Here is an 18,087-nt window from a genome sequence, read left to right as displayed (position 1 = left end):
CCAGTCACCGGAGGGACCGCCGTGGCGCACCCGGACGACCTGCTCGGCCCCGGCGAGCGCGTCGTGATCCACAAGCACCCGCACTGGAAGGCGCTGTCCGCCCCGGTGGCCGTGCTGCTCGTGGTCGTCCTGGGCGGCACGTGGCTGGCCGGGCCGGTGTCGGCCCTGTCGTGGGCGCCGACCGCGTGGCTCGTGCTGGCCGCGGTCGCCGCCGTGCTGGTGGCGTGGCTGGTGGTGGCGCCCGTGCTGCGCTGGGGCACCACGCACTTCATCGTCACCGACGAGCGGGTGATGTGCCGGATGGGCGTGTTCAGCCGGGCCCGGCTGAACCTGCCGCTGGCGATGGTGCGCGGGGTGCGGTTCCGGCAGGGGGCGGTGGACCGGCTGCTGGGCTGCGGCACGCTGGTGGTGGACCCGGCCGACCCGGTCGGCCCGGCCGACGGGCCGCTGGAGTTCGACGACGTCCCGGGGGTGGTCGAGGTGCGCGCGACCCTGGAGCGGGTGCTCGGCGGCGCGCACCGACAGGAGGACAGGAGCACGGATGGGCGCGCGTGAGGTCGGTCTGCCGGAGGCGGTCCCGGGCGGTGGGCTGCCCGACCGCGTCACGATCTGGGAGGTCGGGCCGCGGGACGGCCTGCAGAACGAGTCCGCGGTGGTGCCCGTGGCCACCAAGCTGGAGTTCCTGGACCGGCTGGCCGACGCGGGCGCCGCGGTCCTGGAGGCGACCAGCTTCGTGCACCCGAAGTGGGTGCCCCAGCTCGCCGACGCCGAGGAGCTGCTGGCCGGCCTGGACCGGCGGGCCGGCGTCGACTACCCGGTGCTCGTGCCCAACGAGCGCGGGCTGGAGCGCGCGCTGGCCGCCGGCGTGACGCACGTGGCGATCTTCGCCAGCGCCACCGAGTCGTTCGCCCGGCGCAACCTCAACCGGTCCCTGGACGAGCAGTTCGCGATGTTCGACCCGGTGGTCTCCCGCGCCAAGGCCGAGGGCCTGGGGGTTCGGGGTTACGCCTCGATGTGCTTCGGGGACCCGTGGGAGGGCGCCGTCCCGCGCGACCAGGTGGTCGGCGTCGGCAAGCGGCTGCTCGACATGGGCTGCGACCAGCTCTCGCTCGGCGACACCATCGGCGTGGCCACGCCGGGCCAGGTCACCGCGCTGCTGGCGGCCTTCGGCGAGGTCGACCGGCTGGCCGTGCACTTCCACGACACCTACGGCCAGGCGCTGGCCAACACGCTGGCCGCGCTCCAGGCGGGCGTGACCACGGTCGACTCGTCGGCGGGCGGCCTGGGCGGCTGCCCCTACGCGGAGTCCGCGACCGGCAACCTGGCGACCGAGGACCTGGTGTGGATGCTCGACGGCCTCGGCGTCGAGCACGGCCTGGACCTGGACCGGCTGGCCGACACCAGCGCGTGGATGGCCGATCGGCTCGGGCGGCCGAGCCCGTCCCGGGTGGTGCGGGCGCTGCGGGGGTAGCGCGGTGCGGGTCGTGGAGCTGACCGGGGAGACCTGGCCGCTGCTGGAGGAGCTGTTCGGCCCGAACGGCGCCCGCGCCGGCTGCTGGTGCACGTGGTTCTGGCAGAGCCCCGCGCGGATGCGGGCCAACGGCTCGGCCGGCAACCGGGAGCTGCTGCGGTCCCGCGCGCGGGAGGGCGCGCCGCCGGGCCTGCTCGCGCTGGAGGGGGAGCGGCCGGTCGGCTGGGTCGCGGTCGCGCCCCGGTCGAGCTACCCGCGGCTGGCCCGCTCGCCGGTGGCCGCGCCGGTCCCCGCCGACGAGGACACCACCGGCACGTGGTCGGTCACCTGCTTCTTCGTGCACCGCACCGCGCGCAGGCGCGGCCTGGGCGCGGAGCTGCTGGAGCACGCCGTGCGGTTCGCCCACGACCGCGGCGCCCTGCTGGTCGAGGGCTACCCGGTGGACACCGGGGGCGCGAAGGCCGCCTCCGGCGACCTCTACCACGGCACCCTGGGCATGTTCCTCGACGCCGGGTTCGAGCTGGTCGAGCGCCGCGGCGCGCACCGGGCCCTGGTCCGGCTCGCCCCGTGACCGGGCACCACCCCGGCCCCCTGGTGCGGCGCCGGCCCGAACCGCCGACCGCGCCGTGCGCACCGGGATTTCCCAGGAGCGCCCCGGAACCGGCCGCCGGGTCGTAACGTCCAACGCGCGACCGACGACCATGCCCGGCGACGGTTCAAACCGGAGGTGGCCGTGACGACCGATCACCGCGCCCGGGTCGACGAGCTGCTCGCCGACTACCGGCGCAGCCGCGACCAGCTGGCGTCCGTGCAGCGCGACCTGGCCCGCGTGTCGGGGTCCGCGACCAGCCCGGACGGCGTGGTGACCGCGGTGGTCGACGCCCGGGGCACGCTCACCGACCTGGAACTGACCGACGCCGCCTACCGGCTGCGGCCCGCCCAGCTCGCGCAGCTCGTCGTGCGCACCGCGCGCGAGGCCGCGGCGAAGGCCGCCGAGCGCACCTACCAGGCGCTGGAACCCGTGCTGCCTGCCGGGACCGACCCGGAGGCGCTGGTGCGCGGCACCGCCGACCTGCGGCCCGAGGAGGTCGCGCCGCCCGAGCCGGCCGCGCGGCGCCGCCCGGCCGACGACGACGAGGACTTCGAGCAGCGCGACTGGCTGAACGTCGACGCCACCGGGAGGAGCGTGAGATGACCGGCTTCCACACCGACCTGGCCCGGCTCACCGAGGGCGCGCAGGACTTCGGCGCCTTCGCCGAGCGCGCCGGCCGGATCGCGGCCGACCTGACCGGGGTGCTCGACCCGCTGGGCGCCTGCTGGGGCGACGACGCGATCGGGCAGAGCTTCGCCGCGGGGCACGTGGGCCCGACCGGTGACGTGCTGACCGGGATGGGGGCGCTGGGCGCCGGGTTCGGCGGCGTCGGGGAACGCCTCGCCGAGACCGCCCGCACCTACCGCGACACCGAGCAGGGCAACACCGACGCGTTGCGCGCGATCTGAGTCTGGGGGCCGTCATGGGGATCGAGCTGCCGGCCGAACTGGCCGAGGTCGCCGCCAAGGCCGGGGTCGCGTGGCCCCGGGCCGACGAGGACGCGATGCGCGCGTCCGCCGCGGCGTGGCGCGAGGCGGGCACCGGGTTCGCCGCGCTGGCCGGCGAGTCCGACGGCGCGGCCACCCGCGCGCTGGGCGCGATGGGCGGCCCGGCGGGCGAGGCGGCCCGCGGGCGGTGGGCCGCGTTCACCGCCCCGGACGGCGAGCTGAACCGGGTGGTGCGCGGCTGCCACGCGGCGGCGGACCGGCTCGACCACGCGGCCGAGCAGGTCGGCGCGGCAAAGGTCGAGCTGGTGCGCGAGCTGGTGAACCTGGCCAGGAACAGCGACGCGGCGCAGCAGGCCGCGAACGCCGGGCACCCCACCGCGCTGCTGGGCCTGGACACGGCGATCCGCGGCGCGGCGGCCAACGCCGCCCACCTGACCGACGCGCTGACCAGCGCGGTGCGGCTGGACAGCGGGGTGACCGTCGGCGGGAGCCGGCCGCCGGTCGACATCAACCCCGGCGTGCACGGGCCCGACTCGCACGGGCCCGGTGGACCTGGTGGACCCGGTGGACCCGGTGGTGATGCGCCTGTTCAGGGCGTTGACCAGGGGCGCGGCAACCAGTCGCACGGCGGTGGGTTGCCCGGCGGGTTGCTGGGCGGTGGCGGGTTGGTCGACAACCTGCTGGGCGGCGGCAACGGTCCCGACGGCGGTCCCGGCGCCACCGGTCCCGGTGCTCCCGGTCCTGGTTCGACGGGTCCCGGCGCGGGCGGTGGGCCCGGTGGTGGGCCCGGTGGCAACCAGCAGGCTCCCGGCTTGATCGGCGGGCTGCTGGGCGGCGTCACCGACACGGTCGGCGCGGTGCTCGACCCGGTGGTCGACACCGGTCGGGACGTCGTGGCGGGCGTGGTGAACCCCGGTCACGACGGCGCGCCCGGCCAGGGCGGTGGTCAGGGTGGCGGGCAGGGCGGTCACGGACCCGGTTCCGGCGCGCCCGCCCCCGGCCTGGTCAACCAGGTCGTGAACCAGGTCGGCGGCGTGGTGGACCACGTGGTGGGCGACGTCCCGGGCGCCGCGCCGGTCGTCGACGCGATTCCCCGGCCCGACGGCACGACCACCCAGGCGGGTGCGGCCCTGCTGGACCGGCCCGTGCTGCCGGTCGATGCCCCGCAGGCACCCGCGCAGCAGCCCGCGGCCCCGGCCGCGAACCAGGGCGTGCCGCAGGGCCCGGCGTTCGGCGGTCCGACCGGTGGCGCGCCCGCCGCCGGACCCGCCGGTGCGGCCGCGGCCGCGGTGGCGCAGTCCCCGGCCGCCAACGCCGCCGCTCAAGCCCCGGCCCAGCAGGGCCAGGCGGCGCCTGCCGCGCCCAAGGCGGAAGCGCGTGCGGCCCAGACCGGGCAGCCGGGCGTGCCGGGCCAGGGCGCCCAGGGCACGGCGCAAGGGTCCGGGGCCGGCTCCGGGTCCGGTTCCGGGCAGGGCGCGCAGAGCCAGGGGCAGGGCCAAGGTCAGGGCCAGGGTGCCGCCAAGGACGCGGCCACGGCCAAGGCCGACAGCCAGGTCAAGACCGACGTCAAGGCCGACGGCCAGGCCAAGGGCGACGCCAAGGCCGGCGAGGCCAAGGGCGAGTCGGTGACCGGCGACCTGCGCGAGGCGCTGCTCGCCGCCGCCCGGGACGTCGAGGACGCGGCGCAGGACGGCTCCCTCGCGTTCGCCGTCATCCCGATCCCGGTCGGCCGCCACGGCGGTGACCGGAGGACCCCGCTCCCGACCGGCCCCGCCCCGGCGGCACCCGCCGAACCCGACGGCCCCGAGCCGGAGCCCGTGCCCGCCGCGCGGACCGCGCGGCCGACCACGGAGGCCGCCGCGCTGTTCCTGCTCCACATGTTCCCCGGCGGCACGCTGCCCCGGCCCCGCACCGCCCCGGCCCGCCAGCTCCCGCCGCCGTCGGGCGAGCGCGCGTTCGCGGCCGGCCTGCGGTTCGAACCGGCCGGCCACCCCGACCGGCACCTGGTCGACACCTCCGCCCGCTACGGCCTGGACCTGACCCACGGCGACCGGCTGACGTCCCGGCTGTCCGGCGCGCTCGACACCCCGGCCGCCGACCCGAGGCCCGCCACGGCCCGCCCGCGCCTGGTGCTCGCACCCGGCGCCGCACCGGACCCGGCGCTGCTGGTCGGCCACGACCCGCTGGCCGGCCTGCACGAGCGCGACTGGGACCGCCGGTTCCTGGTCCGGTCCGACCCGCCCGAGTACGCCTGGCCGCCCGGCGAGCTGTTCCCCGAGGGCGGCTACGAGGCCGGTCAGCCGGGTGTGCTCGCGGTCGGCGTCGAGCTGGACCGGTTCGGCCCGCCGGAGGGCCGGGTGCTGTCCGAGCCGGGCACCGCCTACGCCGCCCGCTCGCTGCCGCCGGCGTTGCTGGGGGCGGGCTACCACCGCTACCGCGTGGCCGAGGTGCTGCCGGTGTGGTTCACGCTGTCCGCCGAGTGGTTCGGGCAGCCCGGCGGTGGCGTCCGCTACCGCACCACCCACCCCGTGGCCGACCTGGTCGCCCTGGGGTACCTGGAGGAGGTCCGGTGAACGCCGAGTCGGTGCAGGGCTGGCTGCTGGCCGTCGGCGTGCCCGCCGAGGTCGTGTCGATCGGGGCGGAGGCCGAGAACAGGTGGTGCCTGCTGCCCACCGAGGAGGGCTTCGAGGTCTTCTGGCGCGAGCAGGGCAACCGCTACGACTGGGCCGCGTTCACCAACGAGGACGTGGCCTGCCACTACCTGTTCGGGCGCCTGGTGTGGGCGCAGGTCGTGCGCGGCGCGGTCGGCGTGCTGCCGGTCGCGGACCAGGGGGCGCCCACCGCCCGGACCGCTCCCGCCGGGGACCGCGCAGCGCCCGCGCCACCCGCCGGATCGCCTACCGGGGCGTGAGGTCGGTCCGCCAGCTCACCCCCACCACGTCCTCGGCCTTCGGCACCGGCAGGAACACCGCGAACGTCGCGGGCCGGGCCGTGGACAGCTCCAACCGCCCGCCGTCGGCGTCGACCAGGGCGCGGGCCAGCGCCAGGCCCACCCCCGTCGACCCGCCGCCGGACACGCCGCGCTCGAAGATGTGCTGCGACAGCTCGTCGGGCACGCCCGCGCCCGAGTCGGTCACCTCCACCACCACCGTGCCCTCGTCCCGGCGCGCGGACACGGTGACCTGGCCCTCGCCGTGCCGCAGGGCGTTGTCCAGCAGCACCCCGATCGCCTCGCGCAGCCGGGCGGGCGTGGCGCGCGCCAGCAACCCGTGCGGCACCCGCACCCGCAGCGCGCGCCCGCCCCGGCGCAGCGGCTCGCGCCACTCCTCGACGATGGCGGTCAGCTCCGCACCCAGGTCCAGCGGCTCCGCGCCGACCGCGCGGGCGGCCCGGGCGGCGGCCAGCATCTCGTTCAGCACCTCGGCCAGCCGCTCGGCCTGCTCCAGCGCGGCCCGCGCCTCGGCGGCCGTCTCCTGCTCCGGGTGCACCGACAGCGTCTCCAGGCGCAGTTGCAATGCGGTCAGCCTGCTGCGCAACTGGTGCGACACGTCACCGACCAGCTCCCGCTCCCGCTGCACGAGCTGCGCCAGCGCCCCGGCCGACTTGTCCAGCGCGTCGGCGACCAGGTCGAGCTCGGGCACGCCGTGCCGCCGGTCGTCGTGCCGGAAGTCGCCCGCGCCCAGCCGCGCCGCGCGCGCCGCCACGTGCCGCAGGGGCTCGGCGAGCCTGCGGGCGGTGACCGTGGCCACCACCGTGCCGGTGCCCACCGACAGCACCACCAGCAGCACCACCAGCGCCGCCACCTGGTACTGCGAGGTGTGCACCGGGGTCGAGGACACCTCCAGCCGCACGGTGCCCCGCTGCGCGATCGGCACCTCCACCATCAGCGCGCCGTCGACGGGCGTGCGGCCGAACTCCAGCACCCGGTCGCCCGAGGTGACCACCAGGTGCCCGCCCTCCGGCACGCCCACCTCGACCGGCCGCAGGTCGATCGGCTGCCCGCCGGCGATCTGGTCGTCGAGGGACGCGGCGATCCGCTGGGCCCGGGTGGTCAGGTCGTTGAGGGCGGCGCCCTTCACCAGTTGGAGGGCCGTGTAGCCCAGCGGGATGCCCAGGGCGATCCCGGTGACCGCCACGGCCAGCAGGATGGCGCGCAGGATGCGGCCGCGCATCAGTCGGAGGTGTTGAAGCGGAACCCGACGCCGCGCACGGTCGCGATGCGGCGCTCGACGCCGCGCGTGTCACCGAGCTTGCGGCGCAGCCACGACATGTGCATGTCCAGGGTCTTGCTGCTCTTGAGCTCCGGGTCGTTCCACACCTCGGACAGGATCTCGTCGCGGTGCACCACCTGGCCGGCGCGCTGGACGAGCACCCGCAGCAGCTCGAACTCCTTGTTCGCCAGCTGCACCTCCTGCCCGTCCACGGTGACGCGGCGGGCGGCGAGGTCGACCCGCACGCCGTTGGCCTCCAGCGTGCCCGGCGCGCGCCGCCGCAGCAGCGCCCGGATGCGGGCCATCAGCTCGGCCAGCCGGAACGGCTTGGCCACGTAGTCGTCCGCGCCCGCGTCGAGCCCGACCACGAAGTCGACCTCGTCGGACCTGGCGGTGAGCATCAGCACCGGCAGCCCCCGCCCGCCCGCGCGCAGCCGGCGGCACACCTCCAGCCCGTCCATGCCCGGCAGGCCGAGGTCGAGGACCAGCAGGTCGATGCCGCCGTGCTCGGCGGCCTGCAACGCACCCGGGCCGTCACCGACGACCTGGACCTGGTAACCCTCCCGCTGCAACGCCCGGGACAGGGGCTCCGCGATCGCCGGGTCGTCCTCGGCCAACAAGACCACGCTCACACCACCCAGCGTAGGCGTGGCACGATCCCCGGCGTGTCCGCCCTTCGCGCAGATCTCGCCCTGGCCCTCCGCCTCGCCGACGAGGCCGACGCGATCACCACCGCCCGCTTCCGGGCGCACGACCTCGTGGTCGAGCGCAAACCCGACCGCACCCCGGTGACCGACGCCGACGTGGCCGTGGAGGACGCCGTGCGCGCCGTGCTGGCCGGGGCGGCGCCCGGCGACCGGGTCGCGGGCGAGGAGCGCGGCGGCGAGGTGGGCGCCGGGCGCACCTGGGTGGTCGACCCGATCGACGGCACCAAGAACTTCCTGCGCGGCGTACCGGTCTGGGCGACGCTGATCGCCCTGGTCGAGGACGGCAGGCCGGTCGTCGGGGTGGTCAGCGCGCCCGCGCTGGGCCGCCGCTGGTGGGCCCACGAGGGCGGCGGCGCGTTCACCTCCGACGCCTCGGGGGAGCGGCCGATCGCCGTGTCGGGGGTCCGGGACCTGGGCGACGCCTACCTGTCCACCACGCACCTGGGCTCGTGGGTCGAGCACCACTCGCGCGAGGCGTACCTGGCGCTGGTCGACGCGTGCTGGGAGAACCGGGCGTTCGGCGACTTCTGGCAGCACTGCCTGGTCGCCGAGGGCGCGATCGACCTGGCCGCCGAGGCGATCGTGAACCCGTGGGACGTCGCGCCGTTCCAGGTGCTGGTGACCGAGGCGGGCGGGCGGTTCACCGACCTGGGCGGCGTCGCCCGGCACGACCGCGGCAGCGTGCTGACCAGCAACGGCCACCTGCACGACGCGGCGCTGGAGGTGCTCGCCGGGCGCCGCTAGGTTCACGAGTGGCCCAGGGCCTGCTCGTCCTCCTCGGGCAGGTCGTAGGCCCTGGTCACGCGGCGCGGCCGGTAGCCGGCCTGCGGGAAGACCCACTTCTTGTAGCTGTACCAGCGGAACGCCATGGCGATCAGGGTGCCGACGACCTGGGCGCTGAGGAAGTCGGAGACCTCCTCGGCCAGCCGGCTCACGTTCGGCTCCTGGAGGTGCAGCAGGTAGCGGGACACCCACAGCGGCATCGAGTTGAGCACGATGCCGATGCCGTTGACCAGGAAGAACAGCGCCGCCTCGTGCCTGCGCTCGCGCCCGCCCCTGGTCCGGAAGGACCACTCCCGGTTGAGCACGTACGACACGATCGTGGCGACCAGCGTGGCCACCACCTTCGCGGTGACCGGGTGGTCGCTGAGCACCAGCGACTTCAGGCCGAAGAAGATGGCCGTGTCGATCACGAAGCAGGTGCCGCCGACCACGGCGAACTTCAGCAGCTCGCGGTGCTTGAGCGCCAGCGCGCGCAGCGGTTGGGGCAGGCGCAGGACCACGTTCTCCAGCACGGACACCAGTGCAGTCTACGGAGAAACGGCACAACGGCCCGTTCAGGCGACTTCGCGCTGCTCCGGGACCGCGCGCAGCGGCCGCACCGGCTCGCGCGCGCCCGCCTCGGGGAAGACGAACTTCCGCATCGCCCAGAACTTGAACCCGGTGGCCAGCAGCATCCCCAGCACCGAGCCGCTGAGGAAGTCCGCGACCTCCGAGTGCAGGTCGAACACGTGCCGCGACACGTACAGCGGCAGCAGGTTCACCCCGATGCCGATGCCGCTGACCAGGAAGAACAGCGCCGCCTCGTGGTGCCGCTCACGGCCACCGCGGGTGTGGAAGGACCACTCGCGGCTGAGCACGTAGGACGCGATGACCGCCACCAGCACGGCGATCGCCTTGGCCGTGACCACCTTGTCGTCCAGGAACGTCAGCTTCAGCGCGTACCAGATGCCGTTGTCGATCAGGAACGTCGTGCCGCCGACGGCGGCGAAGCGGATGAGCTCCCGGTGCTTGTTGATCAGGAAGCGGAGCGGTTCCGGCAGCCGGCCCAGGGCCCTGCGCACTAGTGGCAGCACCCCGGCAGGCTATCGGCACCCCGCCCGGTCGATCACGAAGGGGGTGGGCACAGCCCCGGCAGCAGGTCGCCCAGCAGCGGGGGCAGCCACGGGGGCCGCGGCGCGCACGGCTCGGGTGCCGGGGTGGTCGGCTCGGGGGTCGGCTCCGGCTCCGGCGCGGGGGTGGTCGGTTCGGGCGTGGCCGAGGTCGGTTCGGTCCGCGAGGTGGGTCGGGGCTCGGTGGGCGGGGTGGTCGGCCCGGTGGTCGGCCCGGTGGGCGTGCCGGTCGGCGTGGGCGGCGCCGGGGTGGTGGTGCCGGGCGGCGTGGTCGTCGCCGGGGCGGGCCTCGCGGTCGTGGTCGGCGCGGGGGCCTGCGTCGGCGGCGTGCCGACCGGCGGCTCCGGCTCGGCATCGTGCCCGGGGTGCGGTTCGAGCGGCACCTCCAGGCTCTTCGCGGCCGTGCCCAGGGTCGCGCTCACCCGCACCACGCCGTGCCGCCACGGCAGGCCCAGCACCCACACGGGCACCCGGAAGGTCGCGCCCCGCGCCAACTGCTGCTCGCACACCACGCGGTGCTGCGACCGGCGGCACCCGGGCCACAGCGCGACCAGCGCGACGTGCTCGTCGGACTCGACCACCAGGCGCATCGCGCCCGCCCGGCCGCCGGTGTTGGTGACCGAGACGTCCAGCCGCGGGTCCCAGAAGCCGTGGTGCCACTGGCGCACCCGCAGGTCCAGGGCGTCCTCGACCGGCGTGACCTCGACGTCCACCTCGACGGCCACGCTCAGGGCGGTGCCCGCGGTGATGGTGCCGGTGATGCGGCCGGTCACCGCCTCCCAGTCGGCCTGGAGGTGGAACAGGAACGTGGCGGTGCCGCCGGGCGCGATGCCCTGCGCGGTGGCGCAGGTCACCGCGCCGGTGCCCGCCGGGCAGGTCACGGTCTGCCCGGCCGCGCCGTCGAGCTGGGCGAGCCGGCCGCCCGCGAACGAGGCCGGCGCGCCGACGGACCGCACGCCGGGCGGCAGCAGGAGCGCGGCGCTCGCGGGCACCGAGGCCGTCTGGCCGGAGTTGCGCACCGTGATCGGCATCTCGACCGGGTCGGCGCCGGGGGTCAGCCGGAACCCGCTGGGCACGGTCGGCACCAGGTTCGGCGGCGTCGGTTCGGGCTCGGGCCGCGGTTCGGGCTCGGGTTCCGGCCGCGGCTCCGGTCGGGCGGCCGGGGGCGCCTCGGTGGTGGGTTCGGCGGTGGTCGTGGTGGGCGCGGTCGTCGTCGCCGGTTCGGTGGTCGTGGTCGGCGCGGTGGTGGTGGTCGGTTCGGTCGTGGTGGTCGTGGTCGCCTGCGTCGTCGACAGGTCCGGCGACGGCGCGGTGGTCGCCCGCACGGTCGTCGTCGGCAGCGGCGCGACCTGCGCGGCGGGGTCCTCGTCGTCGCCCGCGGCCAGGCCGATCACCACCGCGATCACCAGGGCCGCGGCCGAGGCCGCCGCGCCGAGCAGCTGGCGGGGCGCGGCGGTGAGGACGTTGCCGCCGGAACCCGTCGAAGCCGACGCCGAACCCGCGCTCGCGGCGGCGGCGGCACCGGCCGCGGCGGCCTTCGCGGTGCCCGCGGCGGCGGCGAGGTAGCCGGTGGCGCCGGCGCCCAGCACCATGGGCGCGACGATCCCGCGCAGCGCGCCGTTGACGTCGGCCAGCTCGGCGGCCAGCGCGCGGCAGTCGGCGCACTCGTCCAGGTGGGTCTCGACCTGGGCGGTCTCCCGCTTGGACAGGCCGCCGCGGGTCCACGCGCCCAGCCGGTCCACGGTCGCGCGGCACCGCTCGGCCTGCGTCTCGGCCAGGTGCACCTGGAGGTACGCCTGCTTGAGCCCTTCCCGGGCCCGGTAGGCCAGCGCGGACACGCCGTTGGCGGTCAGGCCCAGCAGCGGCGCGACCTCGGCGGGCGACTGGCCCTCGATCTCGGTGTGCCAGAGCACGGTCTGCCAGCGCTCGGGCAGCCGGGCGAACGCCCGCGCGGCCAGCGACCGCTCCAGGCCCGCCACGGCGGTGTCGGCGAACGGCACGGCCGTGGCCTCGGGCGCGACCTCGGCGACGTCGTCGGCCAGCTCGACCCGGCGCTCCCGGCGTGTCCGGTCGTAGGCCGTGTGGCGCAGCGCGGTGAGCAGGTAGGCGCGGAACGCCGTGTCCGGCCCGCGACCGGCGCGCAGCGTGTCCAGCACCTTGGCGAAAGCCTCGGAGACCAGGTCGTCGGCCTCGGCGGAGGACCGGGCGAGCTGGCGGGCCAGGTTGTACGCGGCGCCCACGTGCCGTTCGTAGAGCTGCCCGTAGGCGTCGATCGCCCCGGCCCGGACGGAGTCGATCAACTCCGCATCGCTCGGTCCCTGGACCTCAGCGGGAACGGTCGCCACGTGATTCCCCTCCTCGCGCGGCGACAGTCTGTCGCACCGGGTCGCGCACCGTCACGGGTAGACCCTCAATCGTGTCCTGGAAGTGCCGTCATGGATGAGCGCCCGCGACGTCCCGTATTCGTCAGACCGACGTCGAGGAGGCATCCGGGTGGGTGTTCGGGTAGCGGTGGCACGGCGGTTCGGCGCGGACGGGTCACGGGTCCTGCGGTCGAGGTGGCGGACCGCGACCATGGCCGCCGGGTGGGCGTTCCCGGCCGACTGGCCCGTGCGCGAGGTCGACGACGTCTGCCGCGCGGTGCTGGGCACCGCGGACCCCAGCGGCGAGCTGTACCGGCTCGGCGGCGCGCGGGCGGAGTCGGGCTCCGGGCTGGCCGAGACGCTGCTGGACCTGGCCGCGCTGCACGCCGTGCTCACCGGCCCGTCCGGGGCCGACGGGGTCGTCTCGCCGGACGTGGACGCCGTGCCCGCGCGGATGCTCCGGGCCACCGCCCTGGGCTGGGGCGAGGTGATGAGCAGGCAGGCGGCGAACTGCGCGGCGGACAACCCGCTGACCGGCCTGGCCACCTCCGCCTACCTGCGGACCCGGCTGCGCGAGGTGTACGCGGAGGGCCCCCGCGGCTACGTGCTGGTGCTGGCGGCGCTGGACCTGAGCCGGGTCACGGGCTGGTCGCGCGTGGTGGCGATGACGCTGCTGGCGGACGCGTTGCGGGAGGTGTTCGACGAGGGGCAGACCCTCGCGTCGATAGGCCCGGCCACGGCCTGCGTGCTGCTGCGGCGGGACGCCACCCTGGCCCGGGCCGTGGCCAACCTGCGCCTGCTCACCGCCGACCGGCTGGCGGTGGACCCGCACGTCGCGCCCACCGGGCCGGTCCGGGTGTGGCAGGAGGAGCTGCCGGAGACCTGGGACCGGGCGGTCGCCCTGGTCGCCGGGTTAGGGCGCTGACCCCTCCGCCCAGGGCGCTGACCTGAGGTGCCGACCCCTCCGCGCCGAGGACCCGGTGCCCGCGCGCCGTCGCGCCGGGCCGTTCCCTCGCGCTGTTCCGCCGCGCGCCGCCGCGTCGGCGCGTCGGCGCGTCGGCCGGGACGCGCCCGGCCGACGCGCTCCCGGCGTTACTTGCGGATGATCCAGCGCTGGTCGGACCGCCCGGGTTCACACGGCGCCAGGACCAGCTCCTTGTAGACGCCGTTGTGCGTGGCGCACTGGTCGGTGCTCCCCAGTTCGAACAGCCAGGTCTCGTAGCCGTCGTAGGACGTGCCCACCCACTGCTGGCTCTCGGAGCCGTCGCAGGGGCGGCCCGCCAGCTTGCCGTCGAGCGAGGTCACGCACCACCCGTAAGCCTTGCTCGTGATGGTGTGGTCGTCGGAGATGTACCACCTCTGGTTGTACTCCCCGTGGTACGGGTGGGGGATGACCGGGTAATCGGGGTCCCACGCCCAGTTGGTCTGGTCCCACACGTCGCCCGGGGTGGTGTGGCTCTCGATCACCCACTCGTCCTGCTGCGCGTCGGGTCCGGCGGCGTGGGAGGTCGGTGCGACGAGCAGCGCCGAGGCGGCCGCGGCGACGGTGGCGAGGATTCGTCCGAGTGCCATTCGCTTGTCCTTCGGGAGTCGGTGTTCGCGTGCACCGACGAGTAAAGGGGCGGGAAAGAACCCGCGAGCGCCGAAAACGACCATGGTGGCGGTGAATGACACGGTCCGGTCGAAGTGGGCGGCGCGCCGGTCACGGACGCGGGAGATGGCGGCACCCCACCGTGCGAGGCGCGGTGCCCCAGGGGGGTGACCGCGCGGCGGGCGGTGTATTCTACTGTCTTAGTCGAGTAGAACAATTTGGGGGACCCCGTGGAGTTCCGGATCGACCGGTCCAGCGGCCTCCCCGCCTACCTGCAGCTCGTGCGCCAGGTGCGCGAGGCGCTGCGCCTGGGCTGGCTGGGCCCGGGCGACCGGCTGCCGACCGTGCGCGACGTCGTCGCGAGCAGCGGCGTCAACGCGAACACGGTGCTCAAGGCGTACCGGGAGCTGGAGCTGTCCGGCCTGGTCGAGGCGCGGCAGGGCTCGGGGACGTTCGTCAAGGCGGGGCTCGGGTCGGCCGACCCCGAGGTGATGGCCGCCCTGCGGGCGCGGCTGGCCGGGTGGGTGCGCGAGGCGCGGGAGGCGGGGTTGGACACCGAGGACATCGACGCCCTGGTGCGTTCGGTGCTGGCCAACGGGGAAGGGGTGGCGGTCGCATGACGACCGTGGTCGAACCTGTCGACACCACCGCGGTCGCGGTGCGCGCGCGGGGGCTGGGCAAGCGCTACAAGGACGCGTGGGCGCTGCGCGGGTGCACCTTCGAGCTGCCCCGCGGCCGGGTGGCGGCGCTGGTCGGCGCGAACGGCGCGGGCAAGACGACGCTGATGACGGTCCTCGCGGGCCTGCTGCGCGCCGACGAGGGCGAGGCGGGCGTGGCGGGGCGGGTGGCGTTCGTGTCCCAGGACAAGCCCGTCTACCGGCGCTTCACCGTCGCGGACATGCTGCGCCTCGGCGCCCGCCTGAACGTCGTGTGGGACGAGCCGCGCGCCCGCCGCTGGCTGGACCGCTTCGAGGTGCCGCTGGACCGGGCGTGCGGCCGGCTGTCCGGCGGCCAGCAGGCGCAGGTGGCGTTCGCGCTGGCGGTCGGCTCGCGGCCGGACGTGCTCATGCTCGACGAGCCGCTGGCCAACCTCGACCCGCTGGCCCGCCGCGAGGTCACCGCCGAGCTGCTGGCCGAGGTCGACGAGACCGGCACGACGGTGGTGCTGTCCACGCACGTGGTGGCCGAGCTGGGCGGCGTGGCCGACCACCTGCTGCTGCTCGCGCACGGCAGGCTGCTGGCGGGCGGCGACCTGGACGAGCTGCTCGCCCACCACGTCAGCTACACCGGTCCGCGCTCGGAGGTGCCGCCCGCGCTGGGGCAGGTCGTCGAGGCGCGGCACCGGGGCAACCAGTCGACGTTCCTGGTCCGGCTGCCCGACGGCCACCCCCGGCCGGTCGTGGCCGGGCCGTGGCGCGAGCGGCCGGTGACCCTGGAGGACTACGTGCTCGCGCAGCTCGCCGCCACCCGGAAGGGGGCGGCCGCGTGACCGCCACCGCGACCGCCGCCCCGGTGGTGACCCGGGCCCGGGTGGGCTGGGGCGACCTGCTCTGGCTGACCTGGCGCCGGCACCGCTGGACCGTCCTGGCCACGGCCGTCCCCGTCGTGGGGCTGGCGGCGGTGGCCCTGGTCATGACCTGGCACGTCGAGGCCAGCGGGCACGTCCGGCACGAGCTGCCGCTCCCCGGCTACACCTACACCGGGGCGAGCGAGGCGCTGACGTTCCTGCCGACGTTCGGCGGTGCCCTGATCGCGGTGTTCTGGGCCGCGCCGCTGCTGTCGCGCGAGTACGAGCAGCGCACGCACCTGACGGTGTGGGGCCAGGACCTCTCCCCGGTGCGCTGGCTGACCGGCCAGGTCGTGCTGCTCGGCGTGCCCGCGATCGGGCTGACCGCCGGTTTCAGCGCGGCCCTGGTGACCCTGATGAACAGCATGAACGCCCACGCGGTGGGCGACCCGCCGTTCCGGCCGTTCGACTACGACGTGTTCGAGGTCGTGCCGCAGGTGCAGGTCGGCTACGCCGCGTTCGGCTTCGCGCTGGGGCTGGCGCTCGGCGCGGTCACCCGCCGCACGGTGCTGTCGATGGGGCTCGCGCTGGTCGGGTTCTTCCTGGTGCGCGGCCTCGTGGCGAGCATGTGGCGGCCGTACTACCTGGCGCCGCTGCGCGACGTGCGGCCGTTCCGCGCCGGCCGGGACGGCGCGCTCCAGGGGCCGCCCCCGGACGCGATGGTGGTCGACATGGGCTACCTCGACGGTGCCGGCAACGAGGTCGACCTGGTGACCAGCCCGTGCGGCGACAGCCCGGTGGGCAGCTTCCAGCGGTGCATGGTCGAGCACGGGATCACCGACGTCTACACCGACTACCAGCCGCTGGACCGGCTGGTGCCGTTCCAGCTCATCGAGGTGGGCGTGTTCACCGCGCTCGCCGCCGGGCTGCTCGCGCTGGCGTTCTGGTGGGTCGGGCGCGCGCACCAGGTGTGACGGGATTCGCCGGAGAGGTCCCGCACGTCCGCCGGGTGCGTGCGGGACCTCGCTGTTTGTGCAGGTAGAATCACCGACCCGTGGACTCCCGAACCCGCCTCCCCGCCGTCGGCATGATCGGCGGCGGCCAGCTCGCCCGCATGACGCACCAGGCCGCCATCCCGCTCGGCCAGTCGCTGCGGGTGCTCGCCGAGTCGGACTCCGACCCCGCCGCGCTCGTCGCCCGCGACGTGGAGCTGGGCGGGCACACCGATCTCGACGCCCTGCGCGGGTTCGCCAAGTCCTGCGACGTCGTCACGTTCGACCACGAGCACGTGCCGCAGGAGCACCTGCGCGCCCTGGTCGCCGACGGGGTCAAGGTGCACCCCGGGCCGGACGCGCTGGTGCACGCCCAGGACAAGCTGGTGATGCGCAGGCGGCTGGCCGCGCTGGGGCTGCCGGTGCCGCCGTTCGCCGAGGTCCTGGACACCGCGGACGTGCTGCGGTTCGGCGCGGAGCACGGCTGGCCGTGCGTGCTCAAGGCGCAGCGCGGCGGCTACGACGGCCGGGGCGTGTGGATGCTGAACACGCCGCAGGGCGCGCAGCGCGTGGTGCCCGAGCTGCTGGGCGCGGGCACGCCGCTGATGGTCGAGCAGTGCGTGCCCATGCGCCGCGAGCTGGCCGCGCTGGTCGCGCGCTCGCCGTTCGGGCAGGGCGCGGCGTGGCCGCTGGTGCAGACCGTGCAGCAGGAGGGCATCTGCGTGGAGGTGCTGGCGCCCGCGCCCGGCGCGGAGGCCGTCGCCGAGCCCGCGCAGGAGCTGGCGCTGCGGGTCGCCGCAGAGCTGGGCGTGGTCGGGCTGCTGGCCGTGGAGCTGTTCGAGACCGCCGACGGGTTGGTGGTCAACGAGCTGGCGATGCGGCCGCACAACTCCGGCCACTGGACCATCGAGGGTGCCCGGACCTCGCAGTTCGAGCAGCACCTGCGGGCCGTGCTGGACTACCCGCTCGGCGCGACGGACCTGGTCGCGCCCGCCGTGGTGATGGCGAACGTGCTCGGTGCCGCGTCGCCGCCGGAGATGGGGCCGGACGAGCGGCTGCACCACCTGTTCGCCCGGTTCCCCGACGCGCACGTGCACCTGTACGGCAAGGCGGAGCGGCCGGGGCGCAAGATCGGCCACGTGACGTTCCTGGGCGAGGACATGGACGAGGTGCGGGAGCGGGCGCGGCTGGCCGCGCACTGGCTGTCCGACGGCGTGTGGTCGGACGGTTACGACATCCACGGAGGACAGCGGTGACGCAGGTCGGTGTGATCATGGGCAGCGACTCGGACTGGCCGGTGATGGGTGCCGCCGCCGAGGCGCTGGCGGAGTTCGGCGTGACCTGCGAGGTCGGCGTGTACTCCGCGCACCGCACGCCGCAGCGGATGCTGGACTACGCGGCGTCGGCGGCGTCCCGAGGGCTGCGGGTGATCATCGCGGGCGCGGGTGGCGCGGCGCACCTGCCGGGCATGGTGGCGTCGGCGACGGTGCTGCCGGTGATCGGCGTGCCGGTGCCGCTGAAGTACCTCGACGGGATGGACTCGCTGCTGTCGATCGTGCAGATGCCGGCCGGTGTGCCGGTGGCCACGGTGTCGGTCGGCGGCGCCCGCAACGCGGGGTTGCTGGCGGTGCGGATCCTGGCCGCGTCGGACCCGGCGCTGCGGGAGCGGATGGCGGCGTTCCAGTCCTCGTTGGAGGAGTTGGTGCTGGAGAAGGACGCGGCGCTGCGGGGTGTTGTTGCCGATGGCACACCGGACAAGGGCGTGAACGCGCGCTAACATTTCCCGGTAGGAGCCCTACCGGGAGGTAACTTAA

The 18,087-nt window shown here is 75.7% G+C and carries 19 protein-coding genes and 1 pseudogene; 14 read left to right on the top strand and 6 right to left on the bottom strand.

Annotated elements, in window-relative coordinates; translation table 11 throughout:
• The first annotated feature begins 21 nt into the window (after positions 1-21).
• The 7 genes and pseudogenes from EKG83_RS42765 to EKG83_RS42735 form a co-directional block, all read left to right on the top strand.
• On the top strand, positions 22-555 hold the full coding sequence (locus tag EKG83_RS42765; RefSeq protein WP_033429075.1) for a PH domain-containing protein: 534 nt from the start codon (positions 22-24) through the stop codon (positions 553-555).
• Complete coding sequence (locus tag EKG83_RS42760) at positions 542-1,471, top strand: hydroxymethylglutaryl-CoA lyase (protein WP_033429076.1); 930 nt, start codon at positions 542-544, stop codon at positions 1,469-1,471. Before EKG83_RS42765 ends, EKG83_RS42760 begins: the two co-directional genes overlap by 14 nt.
• A 4-nt stretch (positions 1,472-1,475) precedes the next feature.
• On the top strand, positions 1,476-2,042 hold the full coding sequence (locus EKG83_RS42755) for a GNAT family N-acetyltransferase (RefSeq protein ID WP_033429077.1): 567 nt from the start codon (positions 1,476-1,478) through the stop codon (positions 2,040-2,042).
• 162 nt (positions 2,043-2,204) lie between these two features.
• A complete protein-coding gene (locus EKG83_RS42750; RefSeq protein WP_033429190.1) occupies positions 2,205-2,666 on the top strand; it encodes a YbaB/EbfC family nucleoid-associated protein in 462 nt (153 codons plus the stop codon).
• Positions 2,663-2,971 carry a WXG100 family type VII secretion target gene (locus EKG83_RS42745; RefSeq protein ID WP_033429078.1) on the top strand — a complete coding sequence of 103 codons (309 nt, stop codon included), beginning with the start codon at positions 2,663-2,665 and terminating at the stop codon, positions 2,969-2,971. Before EKG83_RS42750 ends, EKG83_RS42745 begins: the two co-directional genes overlap by 4 nt.
• Before the next feature lie 14 nt (positions 2,972-2,985).
• Entirely contained in the window at positions 2,986-5,583 is a 2,598-nt protein-coding gene (locus EKG83_RS49350; RefSeq protein WP_051764926.1) for a TNT domain-containing protein, read from the top strand.
• Positions 5,580-5,828 (top strand): annotated as a pseudogene (locus EKG83_RS42735) (hypothetical protein); the annotation flags it as partial. The gene EKG83_RS49350 and the pseudogene EKG83_RS42735, both read left to right, overlap by 4 nt.
• 79 nt (positions 5,829-5,907) lie before the next feature.
• Here the strand turns inward: EKG83_RS42735 and EKG83_RS42730 are convergent.
• The gene (locus EKG83_RS42730) at positions 5,908-7,182 is read right to left on the bottom strand and encodes an ATP-binding protein (RefSeq protein ID WP_033429079.1); all 1,275 of its coding nucleotides are present in this window, start codon (positions 7,180-7,182) and stop codon (positions 5,908-5,910) included.
• A complete protein-coding gene (locus tag EKG83_RS42725; RefSeq protein WP_033429080.1) occupies positions 7,182-7,853 on the bottom strand; it encodes a response regulator transcription factor in 672 nt (223 codons plus the stop codon). Before EKG83_RS42725 ends, EKG83_RS42730 begins: the two co-directional genes overlap by 1 nt.
• A 33-nt stretch (positions 7,854-7,886) precedes the next feature.
• On the opposite strand from EKG83_RS42725, the gene hisN reads away from it, so the two are divergent.
• Positions 7,887-8,672 (top strand): histidinol-phosphatase, encoded by a 786-nt coding sequence (gene hisN, locus EKG83_RS42720; protein ID WP_033429081.1) that lies wholly within the window; start codon positions 7,887-7,889, stop codon positions 8,670-8,672.
• A 2-nt stretch (positions 8,673-8,674) separates the two neighbouring features.
• On the opposite strand, the gene EKG83_RS42715 is transcribed toward hisN, so the two are convergent.
• Genes EKG83_RS42715 through EKG83_RS42705 form a run of 3 tightly spaced genes read right to left on the bottom strand, consistent with a single transcriptional unit; the run spans position 8,675 to position 12,120 of the window.
• Positions 8,675-9,229, bottom strand: coding sequence for a GtrA family protein (locus EKG83_RS42715; protein ID WP_033429082.1), 555 nt, complete (start codon positions 9,227-9,229; stop codon positions 8,675-8,677).
• Between the two features lie 36 nt (positions 9,230-9,265).
• Positions 9,266-9,781, bottom strand: coding sequence for a GtrA family protein (locus tag EKG83_RS42710; protein ID WP_051764958.1), 516 nt, complete (start codon positions 9,779-9,781; stop codon positions 9,266-9,268).
• A 35-nt stretch (positions 9,782-9,816) separates the two neighbouring features.
• A complete protein-coding gene (locus EKG83_RS42705) occupies positions 9,817-12,120 on the bottom strand; it encodes a sigma-70 family RNA polymerase sigma factor (protein ID WP_063741265.1) in 2,304 nt (767 codons plus the stop codon).
• Positions 12,121-12,313: 193 nt separating this feature from the next.
• On the opposite strand from EKG83_RS42705, the gene EKG83_RS42700 reads away from it, so the two are divergent.
• Positions 12,314-13,108, top strand: coding sequence for a GGDEF domain-containing protein (locus tag EKG83_RS42700; protein WP_228122417.1), 795 nt, complete (start codon positions 12,314-12,316; stop codon positions 13,106-13,108).
• 167 nt (positions 13,109-13,275) lie between these two features.
• Here the strand turns inward: EKG83_RS42700 and EKG83_RS42695 are convergent, their stop codons facing one another.
• Entirely contained in the window at positions 13,276-13,755 is a 480-nt protein-coding gene (locus EKG83_RS42695) for a ricin-type beta-trefoil lectin domain protein (protein ID WP_033429083.1), read from the bottom strand.
• Positions 13,756-14,004: 249 nt separating this feature from the next.
• Between EKG83_RS42695 and EKG83_RS42690 the strand changes: the two genes are divergently transcribed.
• The 5 genes from EKG83_RS42690 (at position 14,005) to purE (ending at position 18,050) form a co-directional block, all read left to right on the top strand.
• Positions 14,005-14,394: a GntR family transcriptional regulator gene (locus EKG83_RS42690; RefSeq protein ID WP_033429084.1), complete on the top strand. Its 390-nt coding sequence runs from the start codon at positions 14,005-14,007 to the stop codon at positions 14,392-14,394.
• Entirely contained in the window at positions 14,391-15,263 is an 873-nt protein-coding gene (locus EKG83_RS42685) for an ABC transporter ATP-binding protein (RefSeq protein ID WP_051764929.1), read from the top strand. The genes EKG83_RS42690 and EKG83_RS42685 overlap by 4 nt, the downstream gene beginning before the upstream one ends.
• Positions 15,260-16,255, top strand: a complete 996-nt coding sequence (locus tag EKG83_RS42680) for an ABC transporter permease (protein ID WP_033429085.1) — start codon at positions 15,260-15,262, stop codon at positions 16,253-16,255. Before EKG83_RS42685 ends, EKG83_RS42680 begins: the two co-directional genes overlap by 4 nt.
• An 80-nt stretch (positions 16,256-16,335) precedes the next feature.
• Positions 16,336-17,529, top strand: coding sequence for a 5-(carboxyamino)imidazole ribonucleotide synthase (locus tag EKG83_RS42675; RefSeq protein ID WP_033429086.1), 1,194 nt, complete (start codon positions 16,336-16,338; stop codon positions 17,527-17,529).
• Positions 17,526-18,050 (top strand): 5-(carboxyamino)imidazole ribonucleotide mutase, encoded by a 525-nt coding sequence (gene purE / locus EKG83_RS42670; protein WP_265590307.1) that lies wholly within the window; start codon positions 17,526-17,528, stop codon positions 18,048-18,050. Before EKG83_RS42675 ends, purE begins: the two co-directional genes overlap by 4 nt.
• Positions 18,051-18,087 lie beyond the last annotated feature (37 nt).

The organism is Saccharothrix syringae (genome assembly GCF_009498035.1).
Taxonomy (GTDB): Bacteria; Actinomycetota; Actinomycetes; order Mycobacteriales; family Pseudonocardiaceae; genus Actinosynnema; species Actinosynnema syringae.
The sequence above is the reverse complement of the archived record's forward strand: the minus strand, read 5'-3'. Positions and strand labels throughout refer to the sequence as shown.